Annotated in this window: 18 protein-coding genes and 1 riboswitch; of the genes, 12 read left to right on the top strand and 6 right to left on the bottom strand. The window is 65.3% G+C overall.

What is annotated here, in order from left to right; genetic code table 11:
- Nucleotides 1-11 precede the first annotated feature (11 nt).
- The 4 genes from ACK6AU_RS02760 to ACK6AU_RS02745 form a co-directional block, all read right to left on the bottom strand.
- Nucleotides 12-983, bottom strand: a complete 972-nt coding sequence (locus ACK6AU_RS02760) for a metal ABC transporter ATPase (RefSeq protein ID WP_185697476.1) — start codon at nucleotides 981-983, stop codon at nucleotides 12-14.
- Between the two features lie 41 nt (nucleotides 984-1,024).
- Nucleotides 1,025-1,837 (bottom strand): aldo/keto reductase, encoded by an 813-nt coding sequence (locus ACK6AU_RS02755; protein WP_185697477.1) that lies wholly within the window; start codon nucleotides 1,835-1,837, stop codon nucleotides 1,025-1,027.
- The gene (locus ACK6AU_RS02750; RefSeq protein ID WP_409297626.1) at nucleotides 1,834-3,009 is read right to left on the bottom strand and encodes an NAD(P)/FAD-dependent oxidoreductase; all 1,176 of its coding nucleotides are present in this window, start codon (nucleotides 3,007-3,009) and stop codon (nucleotides 1,834-1,836) included. The genes ACK6AU_RS02755 and ACK6AU_RS02750 overlap by 4 nt, the downstream gene beginning before the upstream one ends.
- A 112-nt stretch (nucleotides 3,010-3,121) precedes the next feature.
- A complete protein-coding gene (locus ACK6AU_RS02745) occupies nucleotides 3,122-3,454 on the bottom strand; it encodes a multidrug efflux SMR transporter (protein ID WP_185697479.1) in 333 nt (110 codons plus the stop codon).
- Nucleotides 3,455-3,556: 102 nt separating this feature from the next.
- On the opposite strand from ACK6AU_RS02745, the gene ACK6AU_RS02740 reads away from it, so the two are divergent.
- Nucleotides 3,557-4,447 carry a LysR family transcriptional regulator gene (locus ACK6AU_RS02740; protein ID WP_185697480.1) on the top strand — a complete coding sequence of 297 codons (891 nt, stop codon included), beginning with the start codon at nucleotides 3,557-3,559 and terminating at the stop codon, nucleotides 4,445-4,447.
- 22 nt (nucleotides 4,448-4,469) lie between these two features.
- Nucleotides 4,470-5,753, top strand: coding sequence for a lipid IV(A) 3-deoxy-D-manno-octulosonic acid transferase (waaA, locus tag ACK6AU_RS02735; protein ID WP_409297624.1), 1,284 nt, complete (start codon nucleotides 4,470-4,472; stop codon nucleotides 5,751-5,753).
- Between the two features lie 63 nt (nucleotides 5,754-5,816).
- Here waaA and ACK6AU_RS02730 read toward each other — a convergent pair whose 3' ends face one another.
- On the bottom strand, nucleotides 5,817-7,259 hold the full coding sequence (locus ACK6AU_RS02730) for a TolC family outer membrane protein (RefSeq protein ID WP_409297622.1): 1,443 nt from the start codon (nucleotides 7,257-7,259) through the stop codon (nucleotides 5,817-5,819).
- A 196-nt stretch (nucleotides 7,260-7,455) separates the two neighbouring features.
- Nucleotides 7,456-7,560: riboswitch (TPP riboswitch) on the top strand.
- 165 nt (nucleotides 7,561-7,725) lie between these two features.
- Here ACK6AU_RS02730 and thiC point away from each other — a divergent pair.
- Both thiC and cytX read left to right on the top strand, forming a co-directional pair.
- Nucleotides 7,726-9,615 carry a phosphomethylpyrimidine synthase ThiC gene (gene thiC / locus ACK6AU_RS02725; protein WP_409297620.1) on the top strand — a complete coding sequence of 630 codons (1,890 nt, stop codon included), beginning with the start codon at nucleotides 7,726-7,728 and terminating at the stop codon, nucleotides 9,613-9,615.
- A 117-nt stretch (nucleotides 9,616-9,732) separates the two neighbouring features.
- Entirely contained in the window at nucleotides 9,733-11,019 is a 1,287-nt protein-coding gene (gene cytX, locus ACK6AU_RS02720) for a putative hydroxymethylpyrimidine transporter CytX (RefSeq protein WP_409297618.1), read from the top strand.
- On the opposite strand, the gene ACK6AU_RS02715 is transcribed toward cytX, so the two are convergent.
- A complete protein-coding gene (locus ACK6AU_RS02715; RefSeq protein ID WP_185697485.1) occupies nucleotides 10,988-11,734 on the bottom strand; it encodes a DUF3298 domain-containing protein in 747 nt (248 codons plus the stop codon). The two genes, cytX and ACK6AU_RS02715, sit on opposite strands and share 32 nt — an antisense overlap.
- Before the next feature lie 224 nt (nucleotides 11,735-11,958).
- Between ACK6AU_RS02715 and ACK6AU_RS02710 the strand changes: the two genes are divergently transcribed.
- The 8 genes from ACK6AU_RS02710 (at nucleotide 11,959) to parC (ending at nucleotide 20,343) form a co-directional block, all read left to right on the top strand.
- Entirely contained in the window at nucleotides 11,959-12,576 is a 618-nt protein-coding gene (locus ACK6AU_RS02710; RefSeq protein ID WP_409297615.1) for an NUDIX domain-containing protein, read from the top strand.
- Complete coding sequence (locus ACK6AU_RS02705) at nucleotides 12,567-13,019, top strand: DUF1249 domain-containing protein (RefSeq protein ID WP_022641344.1); 453 nt, start codon at nucleotides 12,567-12,569, stop codon at nucleotides 13,017-13,019. Before ACK6AU_RS02710 ends, ACK6AU_RS02705 begins: the two co-directional genes overlap by 10 nt.
- 120 nt (nucleotides 13,020-13,139) lie before the next feature.
- Complete coding sequence (gene cpdA, locus ACK6AU_RS02700; protein WP_409297613.1) at nucleotides 13,140-13,955, top strand: 3',5'-cyclic-AMP phosphodiesterase; 816 nt, start codon at nucleotides 13,140-13,142, stop codon at nucleotides 13,953-13,955.
- 65 nt (nucleotides 13,956-14,020) lie between these two features.
- On the top strand, nucleotides 14,021-14,629 hold the full coding sequence (locus tag ACK6AU_RS02695; protein ID WP_409297611.1) for a YqiA/YcfP family alpha/beta fold hydrolase: 609 nt from the start codon (nucleotides 14,021-14,023) through the stop codon (nucleotides 14,627-14,629).
- 42 nt (nucleotides 14,630-14,671) lie between these two features.
- Nucleotides 14,672-16,576, top strand: a complete 1,905-nt coding sequence (gene parE, locus ACK6AU_RS02690) for a DNA topoisomerase IV subunit B (protein ID WP_185697489.1) — start codon at nucleotides 14,672-14,674, stop codon at nucleotides 16,574-16,576.
- Nucleotides 16,576-17,559, top strand: coding sequence for an esterase-like activity of phytase family protein (locus tag ACK6AU_RS02685; RefSeq protein ID WP_185697490.1), 984 nt, complete (start codon nucleotides 16,576-16,578; stop codon nucleotides 17,557-17,559). The genes parE and ACK6AU_RS02685 overlap by 1 nt, the downstream gene beginning before the upstream one ends.
- Entirely contained in the window at nucleotides 17,556-18,077 is a 522-nt protein-coding gene (locus ACK6AU_RS02680; protein ID WP_185697491.1) for a TIGR02281 family clan AA aspartic protease, read from the top strand. The genes ACK6AU_RS02685 and ACK6AU_RS02680 overlap by 4 nt, the downstream gene beginning before the upstream one ends.
- A 7-nt stretch (nucleotides 18,078-18,084) precedes the next feature.
- Nucleotides 18,085-20,343, top strand: a complete 2,259-nt coding sequence (parC, locus tag ACK6AU_RS02675; protein WP_185697492.1) for a DNA topoisomerase IV subunit A — start codon at nucleotides 18,085-18,087, stop codon at nucleotides 20,341-20,343.
- The last annotated feature ends 90 nt before the right edge of the window (nucleotides 20,344-20,433 follow it).

Below are 20,433 nucleotides of genomic sequence, written 5' to 3'. Positions count from 1 at the left end.
CGCCGTTTTTTTTAGCCTTGGCGCCGGTTCTTGGCGGGCACCATCTTGCGCAGGATCTGCCGTGCCTTGACGGTCAGGCGTGCCAGCTGGGTGTCCTTTTCCGGTTCGCTCAGGCCGCGCTGCCTGAGCCAGTCCTTCCAGCGAATCCGCTCATCGCCGACCACCCAGCCTTCCTGCTGGGCGAAGCTTTCCGCCAGGTACAGGCCACGGGTGCTGGCCGGATGCAGTTGGTCCTTCTTCAGGGTGTACAGCTCGGCGCAGGGCTGGCCGTTTTCCAGGGGCATCAGGTACAGGTCGGGGCGCTTGCGATCCAGGCGGGCCACCAGTTGGTCGCCTTCCAGGCGTTCGTCGACATGGAACAGGCTCAGGGACTTGGCTTCCTTGGGGACATCCAGGCGCAGGTCGTAGATCAGTTGCAGCGAGGCGGTGGGCAGGTGCACGTAGGCCCGGGGGCGTTCCAGCAAGTGCAGGTTGGCGCAGCGAACCGGGCGCGCCGCGCCGGACAGCGGGGTCAGGCGAAAATGTGGTGTCTCGCGGTAATGCAGGGCCCCGGCATAGGGCGCCGGCAGCCAGGTATCGTTGAAGCGCCCGGCCAGCCAGCCTTCCGGGGTTTCCAGCAGGCATTCCTCGGCGATTTCCTGGATGGCGGTGTGCAGCGGCAGGTTCAGCTCATGGGCCGGCACGTAGCCGGAGATCAGCTTCAGGACCACATCGCCGCGGTCCTGGCGGCGCTGGCGCACCAGCACCCAATAGTCGCGGTTCTGCCAGTGCAGGGTCAGGCGCACCGAGACCCCGAGGTTCGCCAGTTCCAGGGCGAAGCGCTCGTTGTCGGCGACGCTCACCGGGCGCCGACGCTGCAGGGTCTGGGCGAAGTTCAGCGGCATGCCGACGCTCTGGTAGCAGAGCCCTTCGGGAGTCGCTTCGACGAACAGGGGCAAGGTCTTGAAGTTGCTGGGATTCTTTCTGATCAGCGGTCGCGACATCTCGGCTCCTTCCTGCGTCGGGGGCGGCCGCCCTGGCGGCGTCAGTTCTTGCCCAGGACCTGTGCCACGGTTGTCACGTTGTGGGCCAGGTGCAGTGGATTGATGGTCCCGACGATAGCACTGGCGACACCGGGCTGGTCAAACAGCAGCTCGAAACTGGCCCTTACCGGATCGGTGCCCGGGCTCAGGCAGACGTGGCCGCTGGCCAGGGCCTTCTTCACCAGGATGCCCTTGTGGTGGGCGGCGGCATAGTCAATGACCGCCTTCTCCGCCTGTTCGTTCAGATTGTAGGTAACCATGGCGCAATCGCCTTGCTCCAGCGCCTTCAGGCCGCCGTCGACGGTCTTGCCGGAGAAGCCGAAGCCGCGGATCTTGCCCTCTTGCTTGAGCTGGGCGAGGACCTGGTAGGCCGCGCTGTGCTCGAGAATCTCCAGATCGTTGCCGTCGGAGTGCACCAGCACCAGGTCGATGAAATCGGTCTCCAGGCGCTGCAGGCTGCGCTCCACCGAGAGCCGCGTGTGGGCAGCGCTGAAGTCATGGCGGGAGATGCCGTCGGCGAACTCCTCGCCGACCTTGCTGACGATCACCCACTCATGACGCTGGCCGCGTAGCAGCGGGCCCAGGCGCTCTTCGCTGCGGCCATAGGCCGGGGCGGTGTCGATCAGGTTGATGCCCAGGTCGCGAGTCAGCTTGAGCAGCATCCGCGCCTGCTGGTCGTCCGGGATCTGGAAGCCGTTGGGGTACTTGACCCCCTGGTCGCGGCCCAGCTTGACCGTGCCCAGGCCCAGGGGCGACACCAGCAGGCCGGTGCTGCCCAGCGGGCGATGCAGTTCGTGCAGGGTGAGTTGGCTCATGGCAGCAGTTGCTCCCAGGCCGGTTGGCCGAGCGGCGGGCGCGGCAGTTCCGGCAGCGGCTCGCCGTGGGCCGGGCGGATACCGTCGCGCTCCAGGACCGCCAGGACCCGGTCGGCGAAGTCCGGGGCCAGGGCCAGCTTGGTCGGCCAGCCCACTAGCAGGCGATCCTGTTCGGCGAGAAAAGCGTTGTCCGGGCGGACCAGGCCGGATTGTGCCGGTTCGGCGCGATCCACCCGCAAGGTGGCCCATTGCGCCTGGCTGAGGTCGACCCAGGGCAGCAGTTGGGCCAGTTCCTTCTGGGCGGCGGCGATCTGCGCCGCCGGTTCCCGGGCCACACCCTCGGCTTCGGCGAGATCGCCGCCCAGGTACCAGACCCACTGGCCATCGGCGGCCGGGTGGGTGGTGACGGTGATCCGCGGCTTGGGCCCACCGCCCAGGCAGTGGGCGTACAGCGGCTTGAGGGTCGTGCCCTTGACCAGCACCATGTGCAGTGGCCGGCGCTGCATGGCCGGTTGTTCCAGGCCCAGGGCCTGGAGCAGGTCGGCGGTGCCGGCGCCGGCACTGAGGACGATGCGCTGGGCGCGGATCTCGCGCTCATCGACCCGCAGTCCCGCCAGCTGGCCGTTTTCCACCAGGGGCTGGATTCGCTGGCCGGCCAGCAGGCTGTCGCCGGCCAGCTGGGCCAGGCGCTCAATGAGGCTGGGGACATCCACTACCAGTTCGGCCAGGCGGTAGACCTTGCCCTTGAAGCGCTTGTCCTGCAGGGCCGGCGGCAGTTGCTCGCCCTTGACCTGGTCGACCCGGCCACGCACGGCCTTGCTGGCGAAGAAGCTGGTGAGGTTGCCGGCCAGGGTGCCGGGGGACCAGAGATAGTGGGCCTCGGACAACAGGCGCACGCCGGCCAGGTCCAGCTCGCCATTGCCGGCCAGGGCTTCGCGCCAGCGCCGGGGCATGTCGGCGATGGCCTCCGAGGCGCCGGTGAGGGCTCCGTGCAGGGCGTACTTGGCGCCACCGTGGATGATCCCCTGGGACTTGACGCTCTGTCCGCCGCCGAGGCTGGCGTTCTCCACCAGTACTGTGGAAAAACCCTGGCGCCGCAGGCGAGCGTTGAGCCAGAGACCGGCGACGCCTGCGCCGACGATCAGCACATCGGTGGAAATAGCGGATGGCATGCAGCAACCTCGGAGAACCAATCGAAGCCGCAAGTTTCTAGCTTCAAGCCTCAAGCTGCAAGCGACAACCGGCGCTTGCGCCTTCTTGTCGCTCGAGGCTTGCCGTTGCCTTTCAGTGCCCGGCGGTCTTGGAGAACAACTGGATCACCGCCACGCCAAGGACAATCAATGCCATGCCCAGCATGGCCGGGATATCCAGCTTCTGGCCGTAGAACACCAGCGCGGCGATGCTGACCATGACGATTCCCAGGCCGGACCACACGGCATAGGCCACGCCCACCGGGACCGTGCGCATCACCAGGGTCAGCATCCAGAAGGCCACGCCGTAGCCGGCGATGACCAACAGCAGCGGCTGCGGGGTACTCAGGCCCTTGACCGCTTTGAGTGAAACAGTGGCGATCACTTCCGCGCAGATGGCGATGGCCAGGTAGTAGTAAGCGTTCATGGGAGGGTCCTCGTGACAGGGCTGCTTTCTGGGGTCGGCATTCTAGTGTTTGCCCAGATGGGGTAAAGTCATTTCCTATCTGAATAGTAGATAGGGCGCTCCATGAGTACTCAGTGGAACCTGGAACAGCTGCGGCTGTTTGTCGGCGTGGCTGAATTGCGTTCGTTCTCGGCGGTGGCTCGTCAGCAACGCAAGGCCCAGTCCGCGGTCAGCAGCGCCATCTCGCTGCTGGAGGACGACCTGGGTGTGAGCCTGTTCGAGCGTAGCAGCGGCCGCCCGCCGAAGCTGACCGAGGCGGGTAGCGCCTTGTTGCAGGAAGCCCGGGAAATCCTCCGCCAGTGCGATCGCCTCAATGGCCGGGCGCTGGCCCTGATGCGTGGCCAGGAGGCCCGGTTGCGCCTGGCCCAGGATGAGGCGATGCCCTACCAGCCGGTGCTCGACAGCCTGGAAGCCCTGGCCGAGCGTTTCCCTAGCCTCGAAGTACAGTTGGCCAGCAGCGCCCAGGGCGACGTGGCGCGCCGGCTGGTGGAGCGCCGGGCCGACCTGGGCCTGCTGTTCCACCACGAGCAGATGCCCGAGACCCTGGAGCGCCAGGCGCTGGGCAGCGTCGAGATGGTCACCGTATGTGGCGTGGGCCATCCCTTGGCCTGCCAGAGGCGGGTTGACCGGCAGATCCTCGCCCTGCACCGGCAATTGCTCATTGCGCCGCAGCAGAGCGGCTACCCCGGAGGCGAGCAGTTCAGTCCCCAGGTGTGGCGGGCCGACAGCTTCTACGTGCTGGCCGAATGGCTGATGCGCGGCCTGGGCTGGGCCTGGCTGCCACGGCATGTGGTGCAGTACTCGGCCTATCAGCACCAGATGGTGGAATTGGCCAGCGAATGGACCCCGCCGGCGCTGGTGGTGGAACTGGCCTGGCGCCGCGACGAACCCCTGGGGTTGGCGGCGCGTTGGCTGGCTGAACGTTTTGCCGTGCACCTGAAGGCGATCGGCTAAAAAACCGATAAACTCCGCCGCCATGAATAGAACTCTCTACACCGCACTGTTTTACCTGGGGCTGCCATTGGTGGCGATTCGTCTGTGGCTGCGCTCGCGCAAGGCGCCGGCCTATGCCAAGCGTATCGGCGAGCGTTTTTCCCTCGGCCTGCCGGTCATGCAGCCTGGCGGTATCTGGGTGCATGCGGTGTCGGTGGGCGAAAGCATCGCCGCGGCGCCGATGATTCGCGGGTTGCTGGCTCGCCATCCGCAGTTGCCGATTACCGTGACCTGCATGACTCCCACCGGCTCCGAGCGGATTCGCGCACTGTTCGCCGATGAGCCGCGGATCCAGCACTGCTACCTGCCCTACGACCTGCCGTGCGCCGCCGCGCGCTTTCTCGAGCGGGTACAGCCCCGGCTCGCGGTGATCATGGAAACCGAACTGTGGCCCAACCACATCGACCAGTGCGCTCGCCGGGGGATCCCGGTGGCCTTGGCCAATGCCCGGTTGTCGGCACGCTCGGCCAAGGGCTATGGGCGTTTTGCCGGCCTGACCGCGCCGATGCTGGCGCAGATGAGCCTGTTTGCGGTGCAGACCCGGGCCGAAGCCGAACGTTTCCGCCAATTGGGCGCGCGTGCGGAAACGGTGGAGGTGACCGGCTCGATCAAGTTCGACCTGAACATCGACCCGCAACTGCCAGAGCGCGCCGCCGAGTTGCGTCGACAATGGCAGGCCATGGAGCGTCCGGTGTGGATCGCCGCCAGCACCCACGAAGGCGAGGATGCAGTGGTGCTCGAAGCCCATCGGCAATTGCTGGCCAGTTATCCGAATGCCTTGCTGATCCTGGTGCCGCGGCATCCGGAGCGTTTCGACTCGGTGTTCGAGCTGTGCCGGCAGCAGGAGCAGGCGACGGTGCGGCGCTCCAGTGGCGAGTGGGTGACGCCCGCTACCTCGGTGCTGCTGGGGGACACCATGGGGGAGTTGCTGTTCCTCTATGCCCTGGCCGACAGCGCCTTCGTCGGCGGCAGCCTGGTGGCCAACGGCGGGCACAACCTGCTGGAGCCCGCGGCCCTGGCCAAGCCGGTGATCAGTGGCCCGCACCTGTTCAACTTCCTGGAGATCGCTGCGATGCTGCGTGAGGCCGGGGCCTTGCAGGAAGTGGACGACGCCCAGGGCCTGGCGGTGGCGGTGCAGAGCCTGTTCGAGCTGCCCCAGGACGCACGCAAGATGGGCGAGGCGGGCCTGGCGGTCATGCGCGCCAACCAGGGCGCCTTGCAGCGCCTGCTCGACGGCCTGGACCGTTTGCTGCAACAGCGCCCATAACGCTTGGCGTCGAATGACCAAGGCCACCTGAACGGTGGCCTTGGTCTTTTCGGTCCGCTGCTTTCAGGGACGAGCCTTGAGCTGCTCGGCGGCGGCCTTGGCCAGGTCCGGCGGCAGGAAGTCGCGGTCCGGGTTGTAGTCGGCCTTGAGGTAGCGGGCCAGGTCTTGCAGGTCCCCGGGGTTCAGGGTGCCGGCGGCCTGCTTCAGGCGCAGGTTGTCGAGGATGTAGTCGTAGCGGCTGTTGTTGTAGTTGCGCACCGAGCTGTACAGCTGGCGCTGGGCGTCGAGCACGTCGACGATGTTGCGCGTACCCACCTGGTAGCCGATTTCCGTGGCGTCCACGGCGCTCTGGTTGGAGATGATCGACTGGCGCCGGGCCTGGACCTGCTCGACGTCGGTGTTCACCGCCCGGTGCAGGTTGCGGGTGTTCTCCACCACCTGGCGGCGCAGGGATTCGCGTTGCTGCTCGGACTGGCTCAGGCGCGAATAGGACTCGCGGACCTGGGAGCTGGTCAGGCCGCCGCTGTAGATCGGGATGTTCAGTTGCAGGCCGATGGAGCGCTGCTCGACGTCGCCGTGATAGGGCGGGGCGATAGGGTTCGGGTTGGGGTTGCTGAAGCCCAGGGCGTCGTTGTCACCCTTCTTGTACTGCACCACCGCGTCCAGGGTCGGGGCGTGGCCGGCCTTGCGCTGCTTGAGGGTTTCCTCGGCGGCGCTGACCGCGTAGTTGCTGGCCAGCAGGTTGAGGTTCTGCTTGGCGGCCGTGTCGACCCAGGCCTTGGCGTCGTTCGGGGTCGGCGTCAGTACCGGCAGGGTATGGACGATGCCCTGGATCGCATGGTATTCGCGGTTGGTCAGGGTAATCAGGGCCTCGAAGGCATCTTCCACCTGGCGCTGGGCGACGATCCGGTTGGCCCGGGCGGTGTCGTAGCTGGCCTGGGATTGCAGCACGTCGGTCTTGTCCGACAGGCCCACGTCGAAGCGCTCGTTGGACTGGTCGAGCTGGCGCTTGAACGCGGCTTCCTCGGCCTTGGTCGAGGCCAGGTTGTCCTGGGCGCGCAGTACCGCGAAGTAGGTCTCGGCGCTTTGCAGGATCAGGTTCTGCTCGGTGGCCGAGAGTTGCAGGGCGGCCTGCTCGTTGACGTCCTTGGCGGCCTGCAGCTGGAACCAGCGGTCGGCGCGGAACAGCGGTTGGGCCAGGGTCGCCCGATAGACATTGCCACTGCGGGTAGAGGTCATCGACGGTTCGTCGAATTTGGTGCGGGTGTTGTTCATGTCCGCGCCGGCCGACAGGTTCGGCAGCAGCCCGGCCCGGGCCTGGGGCACGATTTCTTTCTGGGCGCCGTATTGGGCGCGGGCGGCGGCCAGGTCGGCGTTGTTGTCCACCGCTTCCTGGTAGACGCTGACCAGGTCGGTCTTGGTGACGGACAAAGGCGCTTCGGCTGCCCATGCCATTCCATTGGACGCACAAGACACGGCAACAGCCAGTGAGAGTTTGCGCAGCATTCGGCGATCCCTAGTATTGATATTACGCAGATAATCCAGGCGCCAAGGCTACGGCGCACCCCCCGGAGCGTCAAGGCTCGACGCTGCGCAACGAGTGTAGAGGCGCGGCCCTGGTACAACAATCCGTCGATTGCGCCATTCATCACGCTTATCGCTCGGGTGTTGGCGTTCTGTCCCGGCTTTGTCTAGACTGCCCCGGTTCTTGTCGGGGTGCCTTGCCATGAGGCTGAGATCGGATAATCCGGATCCCGTTGAACCTGATCAGGTTAAGGCCTGCGTAGGGAACAAGATTTCTCGTCACCCGGCGAGTCCTCTTGTGCTTCGTCCGGGATGTTGTTCGACAATCGAACATTCCTCTTGAGCACCAAGCACTGCACTCACTAGTCGCCTAGGCAGGGTGCGTCCGTCCGCTACAGGTTCGCTCCGACAAACTTCCACTGCCTGGATGCTGTCTGGAGAGCCCGTGATGACGACAAAACTAAAAAACGCTAGCAACCTCAGTGAGTCGGCCCAAGTCGACCAGCAATCGGTGCAGCCCTTTGCCCGCTCGCAAAAAATCTATGTCCAGGGCTCGCGCCCGGATATTCGCGTGCCCATGCGTGAGATCACCCTGGATGTGACTCCCACCGACTTCGGTGGCGAGATCAACGCGCCGGTGACCGTCTACGACACTTCTGGCCCTTACACCGACCCCAACGTGGTGATCGATGTGCGCAAGGGCCTGGGCGACGTGCGTTCGGCCTGGATCGACGACCGCGCCGACACCGAGCGCCTGGTCGGCCTGTCTTCCGACTTCGGCCAGCAGCGCCTGGCCGATGCCGAGCTGACCAAGCTGCGTTTCGCCCATGTGCGCAACCCGCGCCGGGCCAAGGCCGGTGCCAACGTCAGCCAGATGCACTACGCGCGCAAGGGCATCATCACCGCCGAGATGGAATACGTCGCCATCCGCGAAAACATGAAGCTGCAGGAAGCCCGCGCCGCCGGCCTGCTCAAGCAGCAGCACGCTGGCCACAGCTTCGGCGCCAGCATCCCCAAGGAAATCACCCCCGAGTTCGTGCGCGAGGAAATCGCCCGCGGCCGCGCGATCATCCCGGCCAACATCAACCACGTGGAGCTGGAGCCGATGATCATCGGCCGCAACTTCCTGGTGAAGATCAACGGCAACATCGGCAACAGCGCCCTGGGTTCGTCCATCGAAGAAGAAGTGGCCAAGCTGACCTGGGGCATCCGCTGGGGCTCGGACACGGTCATGGACCTGTCCACCGGCAAGCACATCCATGAAACCCGCGAGTGGATCATCCGCAACTCGCCGGTACCGATCGGCACCGTACCGATCTACCAGGCCCTGGAGAAGGTCAACGGCGTGGCCGAGGACCTGACCTGGGAGCTGTTCCGCGACACCCTGATCGAGCAGGCCGAGCAGGGCGTGGACTACTTCACCATCCACGCCGGCGTGCTGCTGCGCTATGTGCCGCTGACCGCCAAGCGGGTCACCGGCATCGTCAGCCGTGGCGGCTCGATCATGGCCAAGTGGTGCCTGGCCCACCACAAGGAGAATTTCCTCTATACCCACTTCGAGGAAATCTGCGAAATCATGAAGGCCTACGACGTCAGCTTCTCGCTGGGCGACGGCTTGCGTCCCGGCTCGGTGGCCGACGCCAACGACGAAGCCCAGTTCGGCGAGCTGGAAACCCTCGGCGAACTGACCAAGATCGCCTGGAAGCACGACGTGCAGTGCATGATCGAAGGCCCTGGCCACGTGCCGATGCAACTGATCAAGGAGAACATGGACAAGCAGCTGGAATGCTGCGACGAGGCGCCGTTCTACACCCTCGGCCCACTGACCACCGACATCGCCCCGGGCTACGACCACATCACCTCGGGCATCGGCGCGGCGATGATCGGCTGGTTCGGCTGCGCCATGCTCTGCTACGTCACGCCCAAGGAACACCTGGGCCTGCCGAACAAGGATGATGTCAAGACCGGGATCATCACCTACAAGATCGCCGCGCATGCCGCCGACCTTGCCAAGGGCCACCCGGGCGCGCAGATCCGCGACAACGCCTTGAGCAAGGCGCGCTTCGAGTTCCGCTGGGAAGACCAGTTCAACCTCGGCCTGGACCCGGACACCGCGCGTGCGTTCCACGACGAGACCCTGCCCAAGGATTCGGCCAAGGTGGCGCATTTCTGCTCCATGTGCGGGCCGAAGTTCTGCTCGATGAAGATCACCCAGGAAGTCCGTGAGTACGCCGCCAACCAGCGCATCGAGGCGGTGGATGTCGACGTGGCCAAGGGCATGGCCGAGCAGGCCGAGCGCTTCAAGCAGGAAGGCAGCCAGCTGTACAAGAAAGTCTGAGAGGCAGCGGCACGCGGCTAGCGGCAAGTAGCAGGCGAGGGCCCACGGCTCTTGCTTGCAGCTTGGCGCTAGCTGCTGCTCCTTGCCTCTGTCCCTTTTTCTTTCGAGACCACCGCCTTGAGCAGTCCAACCAGTACCTACTCTCCCGACCTTGCGGTCCCTGCCGACAAACGCGTATTCGGCGCCCGCGATCTGTTTTGCCTGTGGTTCTCACTCGGCATCGGCCTGATGGTGTTGCAAACCGGCGCGCTGCTGGCGCCGGGGCTGGGGCTGGCCCATGGGGTGCTGGCGATCCTGTTGGGCAGCGCGGTGGGGGTGCTGTTGCTGGCGGCCGTGGGGGTGATCGGCAGCGATACGGGGCTGTCCGCCATGGCCGCCCTCAGGCTCAGCCTGGGACGCCACGGCGCCCGGCTGCCGGCGTTGCTCAACCTGTTGCAGCTGGTGGGCTGGGGATCGTTCGAGATCATCGTCATGCGCGATGCCGCCAGCCTCCTGGGAGCCCGGACCTTCGGTGAAGGCAGCGCCTGGACCAGTCCCGTGCTCTGGACCCTGTTCTTCGGAGCGCTGGCCACCTTGCTGGCGGTCAGCGGACCCTTGACCTTCGTCCGGCGGATTTTGCGCAAGTGGGGGATCTGGCTGCTGCTGGCGGCCTGCCTGTGGCTGACCTGGAACCTGTTCGCCCGGGCCGACCTGGTGGCGCTGTGGAAGCGGGCCGGGGACGGCTCGATGCCGTTCGCCGTGGGCTTCGATATCGCCATCGCCATGCCGCTGTCCTGGTTACCGTTGATCGCCGACTACTCGCGCTTCGGCAAGAGCGCGCGGAATGTGTTCGGCGGCACCGCCCTGGGGTTCTTCATCGGCAATGCCTGGCTGATGACCCTGGGAGTGGCCTATGCCCTGGCCTTCGCGCCCGACGGCGAGGCCAATGCCCTGTTGCTGGCGCTGGCCGGGGCCGGGTTGGGGCTCCCGCTGCTGCTGATCCTGCTGGACGAGTCGGAAAACGCTTTCGCCGACATCCATTCGGCGGCGGTGTCTAGCGGTATCCTGCTGCGGCTGCAGGTCGAGCACCTGGCCCTGGGCATTGGCGTGCTCTGCACCTTGATCGCCTGCCTGGCGCCGTTGGCCCAGTACCAGAACTTCCTGCTGCTGATCGGCTCGGTGTTCGCGCCGCTGTTCGGCGTGGTACTGGTGGATCACTTCATCCTGCGCCGGCGCGGTGCCCGGGCCTCACTGGCGGCCTGGCACGGTCCGGCACTGCTGGCCTGGCTCGGTGGGGTGAGCACCTACCACCTGCTGGCCAATTTCTATCCGGATGTTGGGGCAACCCTGCCGTCGCTGTTGCTGGCAGGGCTGTTGCACGGAGTGCTGGGCTTCAGTCGGCGTCGGGAAGCAGCTCGGGCTTGAGTATGCCGCGCAGGCGCGAGTAGGGGATCTGCAGCTCGACGTGGCCCAAGGGGGCCGGGGCGATGCTGTTGACGTCGTACTTGAGGGTCACCACGTTGCGGGTCAGGGCCACGTTCGGGGTCTTCTGGAATGGCCAGGTCCTGATGAACTCGGCCTCGCGATCCAGGTGGGTGCTGATCAGCCAGTTGTTGTGGGCGACCCGGGCGGCCTTCCAGAACATCTCTTCCTGGCCGGGCAGCAGCATGTCGGCCAGGCCCAGGGCCTTGTGCTGCTGGCGCGAATAGTTGACGAAGCCACGGCCCGGCGTGCCATTGGCGGTACCGGTGTCCAGGTAGCTGGCCAGTTCGACGATCACCAGGCCGTCATGCTGGTCGCGTAGCTTGGATTGCAGGTACATGCCGTGGCGGTCCGCGGCGCTGCGCAGGAACTGCTCGCGGTAGGCCACCAGGCTGGCCGGCATCGGCGCCTCGGGGCTGGTACGAGTCATCTGCAACAGGCGTTTCTCGACGATGGCATCCAGCTGCGGCTCGGCGGGGAAGTGCACGAGGTCGAGGTTGACCAGCGGGCAGTCGGCACCGCTGCAGCCGGATTTGAGCTGTTCGGATTTATCTCGGGTGACCTCCAGGGGGGCCTTGTAGCTTGGCTGGAACAGGCTCTGGCAGGCGCCCAGGGTCAGGGCGATGCAGGCCACGGAGGCGATTTTGACAAGCGACATGGGCGTCCTTCATAAACCAGGGGGAGGCGAAAGCTACCGGCTTCGACTACCTGCGGGGCAGTCGGTTCGCCACTAAGCTCAATGGAGGCAATTAGAGTAGGTTTAGCCCCTCGCCGTCTATCCCGCTGAGGGCAAAGGGGCTGCATGGGCAGGCGCGAGCGCGTTAGGATTGCGCGAAGTCGAGGAGGATCCTCGGATCGAACAGGTAGTACACGAGGATTGTTATGACTGACTTTGCCCACTCCACGCCGAGTGCCGTCGAGATCATCCGGCGCGAAAACTGTTTCCAGGGTTTCTATCGGCTCGAACGCCTGCACTTGCGCCACGAGCTGTTCGCTGGCGGCATGGGACCTGAAATCAATCGTGAAGTCTTCGTCCGTCACGATGCGGTCTGCGTACTGCCGTACGATCCGCAGCGCGACGAGGTGGTGCTGATCGAGCAGTTCCGCGTTGGCGCCATGGGCAAGGCCGCCTCGCCCTGGCTGGTGGAGCTGGTGGCTGGCCTGATCGACAAGGACGAGCAGCCCGAGCAGGTCGCCCGTCGCGAGGCGCAGGAGGAGGCGGGCCTGGACATCTCGGCGCTGTGGCCCATGACCCGGTATTTCCCATCGCCCGGCGGCAGTACCGAGTTCGTCCATCTGTACCTGGGACGCTGCGACAGCAGCGCCGCCGGCGGACTGTACGGGCTGGAGGAGGAAGCGGAGGATATCCGGGTTTCGGTGATGGCCTACGAGGATGCCCAGCAGGCCATGCGTGACGGGCGGATCTGCAATGCGTCCAGCATCATTGCCTTGCAGTGGCTGGCGCTCAATCGCGCGCAAGTGAGGGGATTATGGTCGTAAACAAGGTGCGTGATCGCTATCGGGTGGACCTCGCGGGGCTGCAAGCTTCCTGCGAGGCCAACTACGCCCGGTTGATGCGCCTGTTGCCCGACATGCGCAACCAGCCGGAGGCGCGACGCATCGCCGTGACCCAGGGCGAGCAGATGCTTGGCGTGCTGGCCCTGGAGGTGGTGCTGGCCTGTCCCTATACCACCACCTTGCAGGTGCGCCAGGAGCACAGCCTGCCCTGGCTGCCGGTCCCGCAGCTGGAAGTGCAGGTCTACCATGACGCGCGCATGGCCGAGGTGATCAGCGCCGAGCACGCACGGCGCTTTCGCAGCATCTATCCCTATCCCAACGCCTTCATGCACCAGCCGGACGAGAAGGCCCAGCTGAACATCTTCCTCGGCGAATGGCTGAGCCATTGCCTGGCCTGCGGGCACGAGTTCGAGGCCGTGCGCTAGGCCGGCAAGCGGACAGAATGAAGATGTGAACTGGGTCCGGTTCCGCGGTTTCCACCTGGCGACTTCCCCAAGCATAATTGCCCCATTCCTCATGCCTTGGTCCTGCCCTGGGAGAACTCCTTGCCAAGCGTACCCGCTTTGCCCGCCGATGATTCCGTGTTGCTGGTGCAACTGTCGGACAGCCACCTGTTTGCCGAGACGCACGGCACGCTGCTGGGCATGAACACCGCCGACAGTCTGCAACGGGTCATCGACCTGGTGCTGGCGCAACAGCCACAGGTCGACCTGGTGCTGGCCACCGGCGACTTGTCCCAGGACGGCAGCCTGCAGTCCTACCAGCGCTTTCACCAGTTGAGTGCGCAGATCCCGGCACCCGCCCGCTGGTTGCCGGGCAACCACGACGAACCAGGCGTCATGCGCCTGGCCGCCCAAGGCAGCGAGCTGCTGCAACCTGTGGTGGACATCGGCAACTGGCGCATCATCCTGCTGGATTCGTCCGTGCCGGGCTCGGTACCGGGGTTTCTCCAGGACGAGCAGCTGCAACTGCTGGTCCGCTCCCTGGACGAGGCGCCAGGGCGTCATCACCTGATCTGCCTGCACCATCATCCGGTGTCCATCGATTGTGCGTGGATGGAGCCCATCGGCCTGCGCAATGCCGAGGCCTTGTTCGAGGCGATCGAGGGGCGGCCGCAGGTCCGGGCCTTGTTATGGGGCCATGTACACCAGGAGATCGACCGCTGGCGCGACGACCTGCGACTCTTGGCCTCACCCTCGACCTGCATCCAGTTCGAGCCTCGCAGCGATGACTTCAAGGTCGAGGAGCGGGCGCCGGGTTACCGCTGGCTGCGGCTGCTGGCCGACGGACGGCTGGAAACCGGCGTACAGCGGGTCGAGGGTTATGCCTTCACCGTGGACTACGGCAGCGACGGTTACTGAAGCCGCTTCGTAACCCGGCGCCATCCCTGTAAACTGCGGCCTTTGCCCAGGCACAGGGAGTCTGCATGTCCGCTTCCATCCTTTATATCCACGGCTTCAATAGCGCTCCGGCTTCGACCAAGGCCTCCCAGTTGCGCCGGGTCATGGAGCAGATCGGCCTGGGCGACCATTTGCGGGTACCGGCCCTGCACCATCATCCGCGCCAGGCCATTGGCCAGCTGGAGCAGGCGATCGTCGAGCTGGGCCGTCCATTGCTGGTCGGCAGCTCGCTCGGCGGCTACTATGCGACACACCTTGCCGAGCGCCACGGTCTGAAAGCCTTGCTGATCAATCCCGCCGTCAACCCGCACCGCCTGTTCGATGGTTACCTGGGCCCGCAGCAGAACCTGTATACCGATGAAACCTGGGAGCTGACCCTCGATCACGTGGCGGCCCTGGAGGCATTGGAGGTCCCGCCGCCTCAGGATCCGCAGCGTTACCAGGTCTGGTTGCAGACCGGGGACGAGACGCTGGATTATCGCCACGCCCAGGCGTACTACCGCGCTTGCGCCTTGCGCATCCAGGCAGGCGGCGACCATAGTTTCCAAGGTTTTACCGGCCAATTGCCGGCGATGTTGAGTTTTGCCGGCATTACCGCCGATCAGTACCAGGCGTTCGACTTCACCGCACTGTGAAGCCGCGCCCCATATTCATTGAACGACTAACGACGAGAACCCATGGCCACTCCCAGCGCTAGCTCCTATAACGCAGACGCCATCGAAGTCCTCTCGGGACTCGACCCGGTGCGCAAACGCCCGGGCATGTACACTGACACCACGCGGCCCAACCACCTGGCCCAGGAAGTCATCGACAACAGTGTCGACGAAGCCCTGGCCGGCCATGCGAAGTCGATACAGGTCATCCTGCATGCCGATCATTCCCTGGAAGTGTCCGACGACGGTCGTGGCATGCCGGTGGACATCCACCCGGAAGAGGGCGTATCCGGCATCGAGCTGATCCTCACCAAGCTCCACGCCGGCGGCAAGTTCTCCAACAAGAACTACCAGTTCTCCGGCGGCTTGCACGGGGTGGGCATTTCCGTGGTCAACGCCCTGTCCAGCCAGGTACGGGTGCGGGTCAAGCGCGATGGCAGCGAGTACCAGATGACCTTCGCCGACGGCTACAAGGCTTCCGAGTTGGAAGTGGTCGGCAGCGTTGGCAAGCGCAATACCGGTACTTCCGTGTTCTTCGCCCCGGACCCGAAATACTTCGATTCGCCGAAATTCTCCGTCAGCCGCCTCAAGCACGTGCTCAAGGCCAAGGCCGTGCTGTGCCCGGGCTTGCTGGTCAGCTTCGAGGACAAGGGCACCGGCGAGAAGGTCGAGTGGCACTACGAAGATGGCCTGCGTTCCTACCTGGTGGATGCCGTCAGCGAGTTCGAGCGCCTGCCGTCCGAGCCGTTCTGCGGCAGCCTGGCGGGTAACAAGGAGGCAGTGGACTGGGCCCTGCTGTGGCTGCCCGAGGGCGGCGACAGTGTCCAGGAAAGCTACGTCAACCTGATTCCCACCGCCCAGGGCGGTACCCACGTCAACGGCTTGCGCCAGGGCCTGCTGGACGCCATGCGCGAGTTTTGCGAGTTCCGCAACCTGTTGCCGCGCGGCTTGAAGCTGGCGCCGGAAGACGTCTGGGAGCGGATCGCCTTCGTCCTGTCGATGAAAATGCAGGACGCGCAGTTCTCCGGCCAGACCAAGGAACGCCTGTCGTCCCGCGAGGCTGCGGCGTTCGTCTCTGGAGTGGTCAAGGACGCCTTCAGCCTGTGGCTCAACGCCAACCCCGAACTGGGCATGCAGCTGGCGGAGCTGGCCATCAGCAACGCCGGCCGGCGCCTGAAGGCCAGCAAGAAGGTCGAGCGCAAGCGCATTACCCAGGGCCCGGCATTGCCGGGCAAGCTGGCCGATTGTGCCGGCCAGGACCCGATGCGTTCCGAGCTGTTCCTGGTGGAAGGTGATTCCGCCGGTGGTTCGGCCAAGCAGGCAAGGGACAAGGAATACCAGGCGATCCTGCCGCTGCGCGGCAAGATCCTCAACACCTGGGAAGTGGACGGCAGCGAGGTGCTGGCCAGCCAGGAGGTGCACAACATCGCCGTGGCCATCGGCGTCGATCCGGGCGCCGAGGACATGAGCCAGTTGCGCTACGGCAAGATCTGCATCCTCGCCGACGCCGACTCCGACGGCCTGCACATCGCCACCTTGCTCTGCGCCCTGTTCGTCCAGCATTTCCGCCCGCTGGTGGATGCCGGCCACGTCTACGTAGCCATGCCGCCGCTGTACCGGATCGACCTGGGCAAGGAGATCTTCTACGCCCTGGACGACGCCGAGCGTGACGGCATCCTCGATCGCCTGGTGGCCGAGAAGAAGCGCGGCAAGCCGCAGGTCACCCGATTCAAGGGCCTGGGCGAAATGAACCCGCCGCAACTGCGCGAGACCACCATGGACCCCAATACCCGGCGCCTGGTGCAGTTGACCCTGGACGACGTCGAGGCCACCGCGGAAATCATGGACATGCTGCTGGCCAAGAAACGCGCCGGCGACCGCAAGTCCTGGCTGGAGTCCAAGGGCAACCTGGCCGAGGTGCTGGCCTGATGCACAAAGGCCTGGTCCTGGCCCTGGCGCTATCGGCAACCTCGGCGGTGGCCGCGCCGGCCCCCGAGCTGAGCCTGCTGTCCGAGCATCCGGTAGAAGGCATGCGCGGCGGCAACCTCTCGGGGCTGGCGCTGTGCGGCCAGGAGCTGTGGACCGTCTCGGACCGCGACGACGACCAGATCTACCGGCTCGATACCCGCGACAGCGTCTGGCAGGCCGAGACGGTCAAGCTGGAGGTGCCGCCGGTACCCGATACCGGCTTGCCCTGGGGGTTGAAGTCACGGACCTGGGCGGCGTCCTTCGTGCGTGGCGGAGACCTGGACTTCGAAGGCATTTCCTGCGATGCCGCCGGCAACAAGTATGTGGTCAGCGAGGCCCATGCCTCGGTGTTGCAGGTCCCGGCCCAGGGCGCGCCCGAGTGGTTGAAGATTTCCCCGCTGATGGTCCGCGAAGCCCGGGCCAGCGGCATGCTGCTGCACTTCAACGCCTTGTTCGAGGGGCTGGCGGTGAACCCGGCCGGGGATCGCATCTGGCTGGCGGCGGAGCGTGAGCGGCGCGGCCTGTTGCTGATCAAGCGCGGGCAGAGCACCTGGGATTGCGATGGCGGTTGCGTGCTGCTCAGCGAAGCCGGCCTGCAGATGCAGCCCGAGCAGGCGCCCCATGCCAAGGCCGTGACCCGTGACTTCGCCGATCTTTCGCTGTTCGACGGCAAGCTGTTCACCCTGGAACGCAACGCCTACCAGATCTGCCGCCGCGATGCGCAGAGCGCCAAGGTCGAGCAGTGCTGGTCCTTCGCTGCCGAAGCCCTGGTGGAGTCACGGCGTTATCCACAGCCCTACGGCCTGGCCGAAGCCCTGGTGGTGGATGCCGAAGGCGCCTGGATCGGCCTGGATAACAACAATGGCGCCCGCGCCGATGGTGAAAGCCGACCGATCGTCTGGCGCTTTGCCGCGCCGCAAGGCGGCTGGAGTGCCAAACCGTGAGCCAGCAACCGGGGCGCAGTGCCGGCCGAGTGTTGCTGATCCTGGCCTGGGCGGCGGGGCTGTTCCTGGCCACGCGGTTCTTCGCCGATTGGGAAGCGCGCCAGGAGAACCCCAACACTGTCGTCAGTTCGCAACAACATGAGGGTTACATCGAAGTGAAGTTGGTCGGCAACGGCCAGGGGCATTTCGTCGCCAGCGGCCATATCGACGGCCAGCCGGTGCAATTCATGCTCGATACCGGCGCCACCGAAGTCTCGATCCCCTCCGGGCTGGCCGAGCGCCTGGGCCTGGAGCGAGGACTGCCGGTGACCCTGAGTACCGCCAACGGTCGCAGCGAGGGCTACCGGACCCGTATCGAGCGTCTGCAACTGGGCGATATCACCCTGCGCGATGTCCGGGCCCTGGTGGCTCCAGGGCTCGACGGGGACCAGGTCCTGCTGGGCATGAGCGCTTTGAAGAAACTTGAATTTACTCAGCGCGGCGGCACCATGCTGCTGCGCCAGACCACGAACCAATGAGGCCCGCATGAGCGACTCCCTTGATCTCAGCCTGGATGGCGTAGAACGCCGGTCACTGGCTGACTTCACCGAAAATGCCTACCTCAACTACTCCATGTACGTGATCATGGACCGTGCGCTGCCGCATATCGGCGACGGCCTGAAACCGGTACAGCGGCGTATCGTCTACGCCATGAGTGAGCTGGGGCTGGATGCCGATTCCAAGCACAAGAAGTCCGCCCGTACCGTGGGTGACGTGCTCGGCAAGTTCCACCCGCACGGCGACTCCGCCTGCTACGAAGCCATGGTGCTCATGGCCCAGCCGTTCAGCTACCGCTACACGCTGGTGGACGGCCAGGGTAACTGGGGTGCACCGGACGATCCCAAGTCCTTCGCGGCCATGCGTTATACCGAGGCGCGACTGTCGCGCTACTCCGAGGTGCTGCTCAGCGAGCTGGGCCAGGGCACCGCGGACTGGGGGCCGAACTTCGACGGCACGCTCCAGGAGCCGCTGGTGCTGCCGGCGCGCTTGCCGAACATCCTGCTCAACGGCACCACCGGCATCGCCGTGGGCATGGCCACCGACGTACCGCCGCATAACCTGCGGGAAGTGGCTTCGGCCTGCGTACGCCTGCTGGACGAGCCCAAGGCCACGGTGGAACAGCTGTGCGAGCACATCCAGGGGCCGGACTATCCCACCGAGGCGGAGATCATCACCCCGCGTGCCGACCTGCTGAAGATCTACGAGACGGGTCGTGGCTCGGTGCGCATGCGCGCCGTGTACCGGGTCGAAGACGGCGACATCGTGGTTTCCGCGTTGCCGCACCAGGTTTCCGGGGCCAAGGTGCTGGAGCAGATCGCTGCCCAGATGCAGGCCAAGAAGCTGCCGATGGTAGCCGACCTGCGGGACGAGTCGGATCACGAGAACCCTTGCCGTATCGTGATCATCCCGCGTTCCAACCGGGTCGATCCGGGCGAACTGATGCAGCACTTGTTCGCCACCACCGACCTGGAGTCAACCTACCGGGTCAACGTCAACATCATCGGCCTGGACGGCAAGCCGCAACTGAAGAACCTGCGTGCGCTGCTGGTGGAATGGCTGGAGTTCCGGGTCGCCACCGTGCGCCGCCGCTTGCAGTTCCGCCTGGACAAGGTCGAGCGCCGCCTGCACCTGTTGGACGGCTTGCTGATTGCCTACCTCAACCTGGATGAAGTAATCCACATCATCCGGACCGAGGACCAGCCACGGGCCAGGCTGATCGAGCGTTTCGCCCTCAGCGAGATCCAGGCCGACTACATCCTCGACACCCGCCTGCGGCAACTGGCACGACTGGAAGAGATGAAGCTGCGGGCCGAGCAGGACGAACTGCTCAAGGAACAGGCCAAGCTGCTGGCGCTGCTCAACAGCGAAGCCAAGCTCAAGAAGCTGGTGCGCACCGAGTTGCTGCAGGACGCCGAGACCTATGGCGACGACCGTCGTTCGCCGATCGTCGAACGTGCCGAAGCCAAGGCCCTGTCGGAAAACGAGCTGATGCCGACCGAACCGGTGACTATCGTTCTGTCGGAAAAAGGTTGGGTCCGCTGCGCCAAGGGGCATGATATCGACGCCACTGGCTTGTCCTACAAGGCTGGTGACGGCTATAAGACCGCTGCCGCCGGGCGTTCCAATCAGTTCGCGGTGTTCATCGACTCCACCGGTCGCAGTTATTCGGTGGCGGCCCACACGTTGCCATCGGCCCGTGGCCAGGGCGAACCGCTCACCGGCCGCCTGACGCCGCCGCCGGGCGCGACCTTCGACTGCGTGCTGCTGCCGGACGACGAGGCGCTGTATGTGATCGCCTCCGATGCCGGCTACGGCTTCGTGGTCAAGGGCGAGGACCTGCAGGCCAAGAACAAGGCGGGCAAGGCGCTGTTGAGCCTGCCGAACAACGCCAAGGTCCTGGCGCCAAGGCCGGTGGCCGATCGCGAGCAGAACTGGCTGGCCTCGGTGACCACCGAAGGTCGCCTGCTGGTGTTCAAGATCAGCGACCTGCCGCAGCTGGGCAAGGGCAAGGGCAACAAGATCATTGGGATTCCCGGTGAGCGAGTCGCCAGTCGCGAGGAGTATGTGACCGATATCGCGGTGCTGCCGGAAGGCGCGACCCTGGTGCTGCAGGCGGGCAAGCGCACCCTGTCGCTCAAGGCCGACGACCTGGAGCACTACAAGGGCGAGCGTGGGCGTCGCGGCAACAAGCTGCCGCGGGGCTTCCAGCGAGTGGATGCGTTGTTGGTAGAGCCTCTCAATTGAGAGGCACGATCAGCCATTTAACTGGTCGATCGTTCTTGGAACACTGGAGTCATGGCGCATATTCACGGATGATATGCGCTTTCAAACGCC

Origin of the sequence: Pseudomonas sp. KCJK8993, from assembly GCF_046230915.1 — a bacterium.
In the GTDB taxonomy this organism is placed as follows: Bacteria; Pseudomonadota; Gammaproteobacteria; order Pseudomonadales; family Pseudomonadaceae; genus Aquipseudomonas; species Aquipseudomonas piscis.
Note: the sequence above shows the minus strand (reverse complement) of the source record. Positions and strands in the feature narration are given on the sequence as shown.